The 13,724-nt window shown below is 69.5% G+C and carries 6 protein-coding genes; all 6 read left to right on the top strand.

Translation table 11 applies throughout. The features are described from left to right. Nucleotides 1-268 precede the first annotated feature (268 nt). The 6 genes from JMF97_RS26080 to JMF97_RS26055 all read left to right on the top strand — a co-directional run bounded on the left by JMF97_RS26080 (nt 269) and on the right by JMF97_RS26055 (nt 13,572). Nucleotides 269-1,567: an ABC transporter substrate-binding protein gene (locus JMF97_RS26080; protein WP_203223924.1), complete on the top strand. Its 1,299-nt coding sequence runs from the start codon at nt 269-271 to the stop codon at nt 1,565-1,567. A gap of 109 nt (nt 1,568-1,676) precedes the next feature. Further along, nucleotides 1,677-2,594: a carbohydrate ABC transporter permease gene (locus tag JMF97_RS26075; protein WP_203223923.1), complete on the top strand. Its 918-nt coding sequence runs from the start codon at nt 1,677-1,679 to the stop codon at nt 2,592-2,594. Between the two features lie 5 nt (nt 2,595-2,599). Beyond that, nucleotides 2,600-3,517 (top strand): carbohydrate ABC transporter permease, encoded by a 918-nt coding sequence (locus tag JMF97_RS26070; RefSeq protein WP_203223922.1) that lies wholly within the window; start codon nt 2,600-2,602, stop codon nt 3,515-3,517. Nucleotides 3,518-3,519: 2 nt separating this feature from the next. Next, nucleotides 3,520-5,472, top strand: coding sequence for a glycoside hydrolase family 127 protein (locus tag JMF97_RS26065; RefSeq protein WP_203223921.1), 1,953 nt, complete (start codon nt 3,520-3,522; stop codon nt 5,470-5,472). A 112-nt stretch (nt 5,473-5,584) separates the two neighbouring features. Continuing rightward, on the top strand, nt 5,585-10,321 hold the full coding sequence (locus JMF97_RS26060) for a discoidin domain-containing protein (protein WP_238360184.1): 4,737 nt from the start codon (nt 5,585-5,587) through the stop codon (nt 10,319-10,321). A gap of 65 nt (nt 10,322-10,386) precedes the next feature. Beyond that, nucleotides 10,387-13,572, top strand: a complete 3,186-nt coding sequence (locus tag JMF97_RS26055) for an OmpL47-type beta-barrel domain-containing protein (protein ID WP_203223920.1) — start codon at nt 10,387-10,389, stop codon at nt 13,570-13,572. Nucleotides 13,573-13,724: the final 152 nt, after the last annotated feature.

Here is a 13,724-nt window from a genome sequence, read left to right as displayed (position 1 = left end):
CGGTTTTACCCGTACGACATCTTGCCGAAACCGTTTTCGTGAAGCACCCTATCGGCGGAACGTGATGGGTGCCACCTCGCCATGGCGGTGACTTCGGCGGTGGTGCGCGCAGAACCGCGTCGCGGGTCGGCTCGACCTGTCCGACGCCCGACCGTGATGTCACCGCCTCGCCCCATCCACCTGACGCGGCAACTCGACACTGCACACCTCGGCTGGCGGAGACCGCTCGGCGGTTTCGCGCCCGGTTGATGAACCCTAGGAGAGGACCATGAGCACATCCCTGGGCAGGCGGACTGCCCTACGATCGCTGGCGGGAGTCCTGGCCGCGACGCTCACCCTTGGCGTCGCGGCGTGTGGCAGCGACGAGCCGAGCGGCCCGAGCGCGGCCGACGCCGGTCCCACCGGCGTCGACGACGGCAGTGAACTGACACTGTGGACCCGTGCGCCGCTGGAGAAGCAGGCGAAGCTGCTTGTCGACGCGTACAACGCCAGCCACCAGAACCAGGTCAAGCTCACCGTCGTACCCAATGACGACTACGTCGCCAAGGTCGGTGCGGCAGCCGGCTCCGATGGTCTGCCGGACCTCTTCGCCGCCGACATCGTCTACGTGCCGAACTGGGTCGAGCAGGGCCTCTTCCAGGACCTCAGCTCGAACATCAACGGCCTGGACTTCAAGGACTCCATCAACAAGGGACACCTGTCGGCCGGCACCCGCGAGGGCAAGGAACACGTCCTGCCCTTCGTGCTGGACCTGTCGATGCTGTTCTGGAACAAGCAGCTGTTCACCGAGGCCGGACTCGACCCGGAGAAGGCCCCGGCGTCGCTTGAGGAGTACGCCGCCGCGGCCAAGGCGATCCAGGCGATGGGCAAGGACGGCGTCTACGGTACGGCGGCCGGGCTGAACTGCGGCGGCTGCCTGCTGTTCACCTGGTTCCCGTCGATCTGGGCCGGCGGCGGTCAGGTGCTCAGTGAGGACGGTACGGAGTCCAAACTCGCCGACGAGACCGCGCAGCAGGTCTACCGCATCTGGCATGACCTGTGGCGCTCGGGCGCGGTGCTGCCCGCCTCGGCCGGCGAGACCGGTCCCACCTGGACCGCGCCCTTCACCGAGGGCAAGGTCGGCCTGATGCTGTACCCGGCGACGCTGCTCTCCTCGACCCCGTTCGACGCCGGGGTCGCCGGCATCCCCGGCCCCAACGGCGGCGCCTCCACCTTCGTCGGCGGCGACGGCATCGGCATCTCGAAGGACTCGAAGAAGGCCGCCCAGGCCTGGAACTTCCTCAGCTGGATGATGTCCGAGCAGGCCCAGGTCGAGGTGCTGGCCAAGAACAAGGACGTGGTCTCCCGCGCCGACCTGGCCAACAACAAGTACGCCGCCGAGGACCCGCGCCTGGTCACCATCAACGAGGTCGCCGGCAAGGGCGGCACCCCGGTCGCGCTGAACTTCCAGCAGGCGTTCAACGCGCCGAACAGCCCGTGGCTGACCCTGGTGCGCAACCAGGTCCTCAACGGCAGCGGTGACCTGAAGAAGGACAACGACGAGATCACCGCCGTCCTCAAGCAGTAGGTGAGCCCCGCAGGCGTGCGCCGTCCGACGACCGGTGTCAGGTCGGCACACGCCTGCGGGCGACCCGAACGCCTCGACGATCCCGCCACCGAACGAACGAGAGGTTTCCATGAGCGTCACCGCACCGTCTCGCCCGCCGGGTGCGGCGACCCGGCGTCGCACCCGGCCGCGCGGCCGCCAGGCCCTGCTCGGCTGGCTCTACGCGACCCCGACGGCGGTCTTCGTGGCGCTGTTGTTCGCCGTGCCGCTGCTGCTGGTCATCCGGATGTCGCTGTCGAAATGGTCGCTGCTGCGCGGAGACCAGGGGATCAACGCCCCCGACAACTTCGTCAAGGCGGTCGACCACCGCTTCTTCACCGAGTCGGTGGTGTTCACCCTCAAGTACACCGCGCTCGCGACCGTCCTGCTGCTGGCGCTCGGCCTGGGACTGGCCCTGCTCGTGCAGGAGTCGAGCCGCTGGAACAACCTGCTCCGCGCGTCGTTCCTGATCCCCAGCGCCCTCGGGCTGGCCTCGGCGTCGCTGCTGTTCTATGTGCTCTACTCGCCGTACGCGAGCCCGCTGGCGCCGGTGATGGACCGGTTCGGTCTCACCTTCCTCGGCTCGCCGACCGCGGCGCTGATCTCCACCACGTTCCTGATCGTCTGGCGCTACGCCGGGTTCTACATGGTGCTCATGCTCGTCGGCCTGCAGGGCATCCCGGCCGACGTGTACGAGGCCGCCCGCACCGACGGCGCCAGCCGCTGGCAGACCTTCCGGAAGGTCACCCTGCCGCTGCTGCGCCCCACGCTGGCGTTGACGACAGTGCTCTGCGTGACCGGCTCCCTGCTCGCCTTCGAGCAGTTCTACATCCTGACCAAGGGCGGCCCGGACAACAGCACGATCACCGTGGTCCAACTGATCTACATGGTGGCGTTCCAAGGCCAGAACGACCTGGGGGTGGCGGCGGCCATCTCCGTCATCGTGCTGCTGGCCCTGATCCTGATCAACGCGTTGCAGATGCGCGCCTTCCGGTCCGAGGAGAGCTGACGCCGATGACCGTCGCATCCACCACCGAATCGGCCGTCACCGACGGACCCGCGCCGCCGACACCGTCGCGGCACGAGGGTCGGAAGAAGGCCGAGGGCATGACCATCGCCGGCATCGCCCTGCGTACGCCGTACTGGGTGTTCACCGGGGCGGTCGCGCTGATCTTCCTGGCGCCGCTGGTCTGGACGGCCGTCGCCTCGGTGTCCCCGCAGCCCGGCACGAACCAGGTGGACGGCTGGGGGTTCGGCAACTACCGCACGCTCGCCGCCTACCAGGCCGGCATCTGGCGCTACCTCGCCAACTCGGCGTTCGTCTCGCTGCTCACGGTCACCCTGACGCTGCTGATCTCCTTCCTCGGCGGTTACGCCTTCGCGCGGTTCCGCTTCCCCGGGAAGAACCTGCTCTTCCTGATCACGCTCGCCATCCTGATGGTCCCGTACGCAACCCTGCTGATCCCGCTCTACGTGCTGCTCAACCAGGTGGGGCTGCAGAACTCCCTGGTCGGCGTGGCGCTCGTGCTCACGATGTTCCAGCTGCCGTTCTCCACCTTCCTGATGCGCATCTCCTTCGAAGCGGTGCCACGCGAACTCGACGAGGCCGCGATGGTCGACGGTTGCTCGTCGTTCGGCGCGCTGTGGCGGGTGCTGCTGCCCGCCGTCAAGCCGGGCCTGATCACCGTCGGGCTGTTCGGGTTCCTCGCCGCGTGGAACGACTTCATGGCCCCACTCATCCTGATCAACGACTCCGAGCGGATGACCCTCCCGCTCGCGGTGTCGAATCTGCGTGGCCAGGTCCAGGGTGTCGTCGACTACGGGGCGACCGAGGCGGGCGTCGTCGTGCTCGCCCTTCCGTGCATCGTCCTGTTCCTCCTGCTCCAACGACACTACGTGCGCGGCTTCATGTCCGGCGCGCTGAAAGGATGACCATGAGCGGCAACGCGCATTCGGCCGCACCCGTTCTGCCGGCCCAGGGCCGCCTGCGGCCCCTCGATCTGCGGGACGTGGAGATCACCGGCGGATTCTGGGGTGAGCGTCAGTCGATCAACGGTGCGGCCACACTCCGGCACATCGAGCACTGGCTCGAGCGCGAGGGCTGGATCCGCAACTTCGACCTGACCGCGAACGGGGGCGACCCCGGTGAGCGCCGGGGACGCGAGTTCTCCGACTCCGAGGTCTACAAGTTCCTGGAGGCCATGGCCTGGGAGATCGGCCGGACCGACGACGCGGAACTGGAGTCGCGGTTCCGTGCGATCGTGCGGCGGGTCGGCGCGGCCCAGCAGCCCGACGGCTACCTGAACACCAGGTTCGGTCGGCCGGGGCAGGCACCGCGCTGGTCCGACCTGGAATGGGGGCACGAGCTCTACTGCGTCGGACATCTGCTGCAGGCCGCGGTCGCCCGGATCCGGACCCGCCCGGACACCGACGACGGGCTGCTCGACATCGCCTGCCGGGCCGCCGACAACGTGTGCCAGACCTTCGGACCGGACGGCATCGACAGCGTCTGCGGGCACGCGGAGATCGAGACCGCGCTCGTGGAGTTCGCGCGCGCCACCGGCCAGGAGCGTTATCTGACCCAGGCCGCCCTCTTCGTCGACCGGCGCGGTCACGGCCGGCTCGCCGACGTGGAGTTCGGCCGGGAGTACTTCCAGGACGACCAGCCGGTCCGGCAGGCGACGGTGCTGCGTGGCCACGCGGTACGGGCGAACTATCTGGCCGCCGGTGCGGTCGACGTCGCCGTCGAGTTGAAGGACGCCGGCCTGCTGGACGCGGTGCGCGGCCAGTGGCGCAACACGGTGTCGCGGCGCACCTACGTCACCGGTGGGCAGGGCTCCCGGCACCAGGACGAGGCGTTCGGCGGGGACTGGATGCTGCCCCCCGACCGCGCCTACTCGGAGACCTGCGCGGGCATCGGCTCGGTGATGCTGGCCTGGCGACTGCTGCTCGCCGACGGCGACCCCCGGTACGCCGACCTGATCGAGCGGACGCTGTTCAACGTGGTGTCGACCTCCCCGGCGGCCGACGGGCAGAGCTTCTTCTACACCAACACCCTGCACCGTCGGGAACTCGGCATCACGCCCGACACCGACCGGCCCAGCCTGCGGGCGGCGGCGTCACTGCGGGCGCCCTGGTTCGAGGTGTCCTGCTGCCCGACCAACGTGGCCCGCACCCTGGCCAGCCTGTCGGCGTACGTCGCGACCTGCGACGACGACGGGCTGCAACTGCACCAGTACCTGACCGGCACGGTCGAGCAGCACCTCGCCGACGGGCGCAGCCGACGGGTACGCATCACGACGCAATACCCGTACGACGGGGAGATCCGGGTACGGGTCGACAGCGACGACGAGCACCCCTGGTCGCTGTCGTTGCGGGTGCCCGGGTGGGCCGACCAGGGGGCGAGCGTGACCCTCGACGGGGTGACCCGGCCGGTGGCTGCGGGCGTGTTCACCGAGCATCGGGCGTGGCGGCGCGGCGACGAGCTGGTGCTGCGGCTGCCGATGGCGCCCCGGTTCGTGCATCCGGACAGCCGCATCGACGCGGTGCGCGGCTGTGTCGCGGTGGAACGCGGCCCACTCGTGTACGCCCTGGAGTCGGTGGACGTGCCGGGCGTGGCCAGCGTCGACGACCTCCGCGTCGACGCCGGTCGACCGCCGCGCCTGCTCGACGGTCAGGTCCTCGTGCGGTGCCGCCAGGTGCGCGGGCAGGAACACGACTGGCCCTACCGGGCCGACGCCGTCGAGTCGGCGCCGGTGCCGGTCGACGAGTTCGACGACGTGCCACTGGTGCCGTACCACGCCTGGGCCAATCGCGGTCCCTCCACCATGCGGGTCTGGCTTCCCACCGACACCGCCCTGCCGGAACCGGCGCCGGGGCAGCCGTGATGTTAGCGCTCACAGCGGTCGATGACCGATGACGACACAGCCGTTCGAATCACCGCCACAGGTGCGACCGGGCGCCTCACCCGCCCCCGCGCCGAGAACAAGGAGGAAGGAAATGATCCGTAGACGCGTGCGAAGGGCGCCCCTCTGGGCAGCCCTTGCCGCGCTCGTGGTGACAGGGTCGGTCGCCGTACCGTCCCCTGCCCACGCGGCGAGCCCGATCCTGCCCGGCAACGAGGGCGACGTCGGGGTTTACACCAACGGACAGAGCCACGTCATGGACATCGGTGACCCGGTGTACAGCAACGTCGGCGACGTCGCCAACCAGCTGCGCCCCGGGGTGCCGTTCACCGCGGGCAGCATGCACCAGTCGATCTTCGACAAGGACCTCGCCGACGGCGGCACCGACTACTACCTCGACCGCATTCTCGGCGTGCAGGGCGCCCTCGGGTCAGCGGTGCTGATGACCCGAGGCCGTTCGCTGTACATGCGGGGCGCGAGCAACAACAACTTCACCGTCATGGGCTTCGCCGGCAGCGCGTTCGTCGGCGGCCCGAACAACCTCGGCAACCTCTACACCGTCACGGTGCCCGGGCAGACCGTCAGCGAGGTCAACGCCCACCGGTTCAACGCCCCCAGCCACGCCAGGAGCCGCTACACCATCGGGTCCACCGGGGTCACCGCGAACCTGACCAAGTTCATCACCTACGACAACGTGGCGGTCACCGCCATCGAGTTCAGCAACTCCGGCGACGAGGCGGCCACCTTCACCGTCCGCGCCGCGTCACCGCTGGCCACCCAGGCGGCCGGCGAGGACGCGCTGACCGGCACCCGCACCATCACCAGCGGCTCCAACAACGGCCTGGTCGACACGGCGTGGGACACCATCCGCATGGACCTGACCGGTGCCGGCTTCACCCGCAGCGGCAGCAACCTGGACCGGGAGATCACCGTCCCGGCCGGTGGCTCGACGTCGCTGTCGGTCGTCGGCGCGGTCTCCTCGGTCACCCTGCCGGAGACGGTGCAGAGCTACCAGGAGTACGCCGAACTGTCCCCGGCGCAGGCCGTGCGCACCGGCATCACCGAGTTCAACCGCCGCTGGGCGCAGGACGTCCCGTACATCGACGTGCCCGACCCGGCGTTGGAGAAGGCCATCGTCTACCGCTGGTGGGGTGAGCGGTACAACTCGCTCGACGCCAACGCCTCCGGTCACGTCTACCAGTACCCGACGACGATCGAGGGGGTGAACCTCTACCAGAACGCCGTCGCGCTGACCCAGCCGATGCACCTGCAGGACACCAAGTGGCTGCGTACGCCGTACCTGCCGTACGGGCAGATCCTCAACATCGGTGAGCTGTCCGGCTCGTCGGCCTTCCTGGACAGCCCGGGGCACACCAGCTGGAACAACCACTACTCGCAGTACCTCGGCACCGCCGGGCTCGAGGCGTACAACGTGCACGGTGGTGGCAAGGACATCGCCCGCAAGTTCGCCGGGTACTTCGAGGGCGACGGCGTCGGCCAGCTCGAACACTACGACGGCAACAACGACAAGCTGATCGCGTACGACACCAACTACATGCCGGGCAACGACGCCGACGCCATCACCTTCGGCTTCCCGAAGTCCAACGCCGGCGCTCCCGGCGCGCGGACCATCGAGCGGCCCGAGTCGGCGTACGTCTGGGGTGCCTTCGACGCGGCCCGGCAGCTCTACCAGCTCGCCGACGCCGACCAGGCCAAGGTCGACGAGATGGCGACGAACGCCGACCAGATCCGCGACGCGATCCTCAACCGGCTCTGGAGCCCGGACATGCGGATGTTCCTGGCCGGCACGTCGCACGGCGCCACCAGCGCGGCCAGCGCCAACGGGCGGGCCAACCCACTGCCCGCGTCGGCCCGCAACCTGATCCCGGCCAAGGAGTCGAACCTCTACGACGTCTACGCCGAGAACCTGATCCCCAAGGACCAGTGGCAGACCTACGTCGACGGTTTCCGCTTCCTGACCTACGGCGACAACTTCCCGATCTTCCCGTTCTACACCGCGAACCAGTACGACCGCGCCGCCTACGGCATCGGCGGCTCGAACAACTTCTCCAACATCAACTTCACCGTGCAGTACCGCGGTGTCCGCTCCGCCCTGCGGCACTACGACCCGGAGCAGAAGTACATCACCCCGGCGTACGCCAAGCGGCTGCTGGACTGGATGGCCTGGAGCATCTACCCGAACGCGGACATGCGGATCGCGAACCAGGCGGAGTACTACTCCAACTGGAACCCGAACACCCGCACCTACAACCGCAACAACCAGAACCACATCATGCTCGGCAACATGAACTACATCTTCATCGAGGACATGGCGGGCATCCAGCCACGTTCCGATGACAAGATCGAGCTCTGGCCGATCGAGTTCGGGTACGACCACTTCATGGTCAACAACCTGCGCTACCACGGGCAGGACGTGACGATCGTCTGGGACCCGGACGGCAGCGAGTACGGCCTCGGCGCGGGTTACAGCCTCTTCCTCAACGGGGAGAAGAAGGTCAGCACCGACAAGCTCGGCAAGCTCACCTACGACCCGAACACCAACCAGGTCCAGGCCGCCGACGGCCTCACCGTCACCTTCACCGCTACCGAAGGGACCGACTTCCCGGCCGCGGTGGACACCCCGATCGCCGACGAGCGGGTCGTCGGCTACCTCAAGACCGCCGGCATCGACCTCACCGAGGACGCGCCGAACCTGGCGCAGGGCGCGCAGCTCAGCTCGTCGTACACCCAGCAGGGGGTGCGGCCGACGCCGTGGCGGCAGTTCCACACGCCCGGCTGGAGCAGCACCTCGATGAACTACACCCCCGGCGCGATCTCGGTGACCGAGCGCCCGGTGTCGCTGGCGGCCGTCACCGACGGGGTCACCGCCAACGAGCCCTACTGGGGCAACTACGGCACCACCGAGCGCAACGGCTACGTCGAGTTGGACCTGGGTGCGGCGAAGTCCTTCGACAACGTGAAGGTCTTCTTCGTCAGCGACCGGCAGGCCGCCGGCTACCGGGAACCCGCCCGCTGGTGGATCCAGGTGCCCGACGGTGACAGCGGCTGGCGTGAGGTGCCGAACCAGTTCAAGAACCCGACCGTACCGTCGGCGAAGTTCAACGAGGCGCTGTTCGACACCGTCACCTCGGACAAGGTCCGCATCGCCTTCACCAACAACCCGACCTTCTTCACCGCCATCTCCGAGATCCAGGTCTTCGACTCCGGTCGGGACGTGCCCGAGGTCACCAACCAGGCGCCGGTCGTCACCGCCGCCCGGGACAACTCGACCGACGGCAACCTGTCCACCCGGCTGGTCGCCACCGCCACCGACGACGGCATCCCGTACGACAGCGACCTGACCTTCGGCTGGGAGACCGTCTCCGCCCCGGAGGGTGCCGGCGTCATCTTCGCCGACGCGCAGGCGCTGTCCACCCGGGTCACCGGCACGATCGCCGGCGACTACGTGTTCCGGTTCGTCGCCGACGACGGCGAGAAGCGCTCGACGGCCACCGTCGCGGTGACCCTCACCGAGCGGGAGGTCAGCGCGGAGTTCGGTGCCTCGGCGACGATCAGCACCAGCGGCACCGCCTCGTGGGAGAACCACTCCCGGGTCAACGACCCCGCCAACCCGGCCAACTCGAACCCGGGCACCGGCCAGGGCTGGGGCAACTGGGGTCAGCCGGCCAACGGCACCAGCCTGGAACGCCAGGCCTGGATCCAGTACCGCTGGGACGCCCCGGTGCGCCTGTCCTCGACGGACATCTACTGGTACGACGACAACGGCGGCACCCGCCGCCCGACCGCCGGCACGTACGCCATCGAGTGGTCGACGAACGGCAGCACCTGGACGCCGGTCACCCTCACCGGTGACTCGACGTACGCCGGTGGGCTGGCCACCAACCGCTACAACCACTTCGATTTCGCCCCGATCACCGCCAGCCACCTGCGTATCCGCATCTGGGGTCTGCAGGGCAGCGGGGCCGGCACCGGCGTCCTGCGCTGGCGGGCCAACGGCGAGACGGTCGACTCGGTGCGCTCGCCGGTGCTCATCCGCACCGGTGTGGGGCAGGTGCCGACCCTGCCGGCCACGCTCGACGCGGTCTACGCCAGCGGCGCCCGCGGCACGGTGGCGTTCAACTGGCAGGAGATCACGCCCGAGCAGGTGGCGGAGCCGAACGTGGACCCGTTCGTGGTCTACGGCACCAACGACGCGTACGGCCTGATCGCCGAGGCCCGCATCTACGTGCGACCGGAGATGTCCACCGGCGGTATCTCGATCCAGGGTGCCGAGACCTTCGAGCAGGCCGTCGAGGTGGGCGAGCTGCCCTGGTTGCCGGAGAAGGTGTCGGTCTCCTACAACGACGGTTCCCGGGACAACCAGGCCATCGGGGTCGAGTGGAACTTCGACGAGAACATCGTCAACGTCCCCGGCCGGTACACCATCATCGGTGACCTGATCCTGCCGCCGTACGTCAGCCAGGCCGGGGCCACCCGGACCACGCTGACCCTCACCGTGGGCAACCCGCCCGAGACGCCGACGTGGGACGTCGAGGTGCAGGCCAGCACCCGCTGCACCGGTCGCAACGTCTACGTCACGGTCAACGCCCGCAACGCCGAGGACGTGCCGCTCACCATCGAGCTGGTCACGCCGTACGGGTCGCGGACGGTCGCCGACGTGGCGTCCGGCAAGTCCGCCTTCCAGGCGTTCAACACCCGCGCCACGTCGGTGCAGGCGGCGACGGCGACGGTGAAGGCCACCGGAATCGTCGACGGCGAGCCGGTCACCGTGCAGTTCGAGGCACCGTTCGGCGCGCTCACCTGCGGCTGACCTCCCCCTGGTGGCGGCGCCGGCGCATCGGCGCCGCCACCACCCACTCGTCCCAGTGAGGAGAGATGGACACCGTGAACACCACCGTGGGACGCTCCGTCGCCCCACCCTCGCGCCACCGTCCACGTCGGGCGGTCGCCGTGGCGGCGGTCGTCGGGCTCGTCGCCGCCGGCCTGACCGGCATCGCCGGCCCGGCGCAGGCCGCCGAACCCGAGTCGTACACCTTCACCAACACCGTCAACCCGATCCTCGGTGACGGCAGCTACTACTCCGCCGACCCGGCGCCCCTGGTGGTGCCGGCCGGCGCCCCCGGCAACGACCACGACCAGCTCTACATCTACACCGGCCACGACCAGGCCGGACCGGCCACCAATGACTTCATCATGAACGAGTGGGGGGCGTTGCGGACCACCGACGTGGAGGCGGGCCAGTGGACCCACTTCCCGTCGTTGATGCGCCCGGAGACCACGTTCGCCTGGGCGACCCCCGGCCGCGCGTACGCCGGTCAGGTGGTCCGGGGCGTGGACGGCCGCTACTACTGGTACGTCCCGATCCACGAGCGGGACAGCCCGGTGTCGGACAAGTTCGCCATCGGCGTGGCCGTCTCGTCGAGCCCGACCGGCCCGTGGACCGACCACGCGGGCGGACCGATCGTCTCGCAGCGGGTGCCGACCCCCAACACCATCCACAACATCGACCCGACGATCCTGGTCGACGGCGAAGGCCCCGACCAGCGGGTCTACCTGTGGTGGGGTTCGTTCAGCCAGCTGCGGATGCTCGAACTCGGCCAGGACATGAAGACGCCGATCGGTGCGGTGCGTACCGTCACCGGGTTGACCGGCTTCTTCGAGGGCGCCTGGGCGTTCAAGCGCAACGGCACCTACTACCTGGCGTACGCCGGCAACAACGCCGGCCCGACCTCGCAGTGCACCCCGGCGAACTACCACGCCTGCCTGGCGTACGCGACGGCGTCGTCCCCGCAGGGGCCGTGGACCTACCGGGGGACCTTCCTGCGGCCGGTCTCCTCGACCACCAGCCACCCGGGCGTGGTGGAGTTCGACGGGCAGTGGTACCTCGCGTACCACACCGCCGACGCGGTGGACGGTGGTCACTTCCGCCGGTCGGTGGCGATCGACCCGCTGGAGTGGGACGACACGCAGACCCCGCCCCGGATCAAGATGGTCACCCCGACCCCGGCCAAGGGCCGTGACCTCACTCCCCGGCCGAACATCGCCCAGGATGCGCGGGTCACCGTCTCCAACGAGCCGGTACCCACCCAGTACTGGGTGAAGGCGCTCAACGACGAGATCGTCCGACGTAACCCGTTGCCGCCGGACATGTGGGGCACCTGGACCGGCAACAACCCGCCGCAGCAGTGGGTGCAGTACACCTGGGACCAGCCGATGCGGATCACCGGTTCGCAGATCGAGTTCTGGAACGACCAGCCGCAGGGCACCGGGGTCGGGGTGGCCGCACCCGCCCGCTGGCGCATCCAGTACTGGAACCTCGACATCGGGCAGTGGGCCGACGTGCCGAACCCCAGCGGCTACCCGACCGGCTCCCAGGGCTTCCAGAACACCACCTTCGACCCGGTGACCACCACGCAGGTCCGGGCGGTCTTCGACGCCTCGACCAACGGCAGCACCTACTCGGCGGTGGCGGTCGAGGAGTGGAAGGTCCTCGCCGCGCAGCCGGAGACGGTCAACGCGCCGGCGATGACGGTGGAGGTGGGGGAGACCGACCTGCCCGACACCCTGCCGGTCTCCTTCGGCGCCGAGACGCTGCGCGTGCCGGTCTACTGGGACGAGGTCACGCCGGACGACGTGGCGACGCCCCGGACCTTCACCATCTCCGGCACCGTGCTCGGCTACGCCGCCGGGCGGGTCTCCGCGCAGCTCACCGTGATCTCCCCGGACGACACCGAAGGCGACGAGACCGCGCCGACGGTGACGCTCACGCCCAGTGGCAGCGCCGGCAGTGCCGGCTGGTTCCGCTCGTCGGTGCGGGTGCGGGTCGCCGGTGTCGACGACCGGGGCGGCCGGTTGCGCATCTCCTCGCGGGTCGACGACGGCGAGCCGGCCGTCGTGAACGGCGTGCGGCACGTCGACGTCACCGTCACCGGCGACGGCGAGCACACCGTCACGGCGACCGCGACCGACCGCGCCGGCAACGTCTCGACACCGGCCAGTCTCGCCGTACGCATCGACGCCGTCGCGCCGGTCAGCACGGCCACCGTGCACAGCACCACCCGGGCGGTCACGGTGACCGCGACCGACGCGACCTCCGGGGTGGCCCGGATCGAGTACGCCATCGGCACCGGCGGATGGCAGACCTACACCGGCCCGGTCGCCGCACCGGACGCCAACCGGCACACCCTGTCGTTCCGCGCGCTCGACGTGGCCGGGAACCTGGAGACCGCCAAGACGGTGGCCATCCCGGCGGACCTGTCCGGCCCGCTGACCGGCAACATCGCGCCGATCGCCACCCCGGCCGCCTCCTACACGGCGAGCTGGAACAGCCTCACCGCGCTCAACGACGACGCCGACCCGACGAACCCGGGCCAGGCCCAGATCTGGGGCACCTGGTCCGGCACCCGGCCGGCCACCCAGTGGGTGCAGTACACCTGGTCGCGTCCGGTACGGATCACCGGCACCGAGCTGAAGTTCTGGCGCGACTCCAACCAGGGCTCCGGCGACGGGGTCGCCCAACCCGACGGCTGGGTGCTCCAGTACTGGGACGAGACCGGCTCGTCCTGGCGCGACGTGACCGGGGCCGCCGACTACGGCACCAGCACCACCGCCTTCAACACCGTCTCCTTCGACCCGGTCACCACCTCGCGGGTGCGGGCCACGATCCGGGCCAACGGCAACGGCACCACCTACTCGGCGGTGGCGATCACCGAGTGGCGGGTCTTCGCCGACGACCCGGGTGTCGTACCGGAGCTGCCGGTGACGGTGACCGCGCAGCCGCGATGCGTGGCCGGGCGGGCGTACCTGGCGGTGCAGGTCCGCAACGACCACGACGCGCCGGTCGACGTCACCGTGCAGACCGCGTACGGCGAACGTGTCTTCGCCGCCGTGGCGCCCGGTGGCAACGCCTACCAGCAGTTCACCACCCGTACCGCCTCCATGCCGGCCGGTACGGCGACCGTCCGCGTCAGCGGCTCGGTCGACGGCAAGGACGTGACGACTGTCGTCACCGCGCAACACTCCGGCGTCGACTGCGCCGCCGATCCGCGACAAGCCCAGTAATCACAGACGAAGAACGGAGCAATACGAATGAACACATGGAGTCGTAAGCGGCTGCTGGCCGCCGGTGCGTCCGGTGCGCTGCTGGCCGGTGTGGTGGCGGTGGGTTCGCCTGCTTTCGCTGAGCCGGGTGACGATGCCGGGGTGGAGGTGAC

Origin of the sequence: Micromonospora fiedleri (genome assembly GCF_016774385.1) — a bacterium.
Taxonomy (GTDB): domain Bacteria; phylum Actinomycetota; class Actinomycetes; order Mycobacteriales; family Micromonosporaceae; genus Micromonospora; species Micromonospora gifhornensis.
The sequence above is the reverse complement of the archived record's forward strand: the minus strand, read 5'-3'. Positions and strand labels throughout refer to the sequence as shown.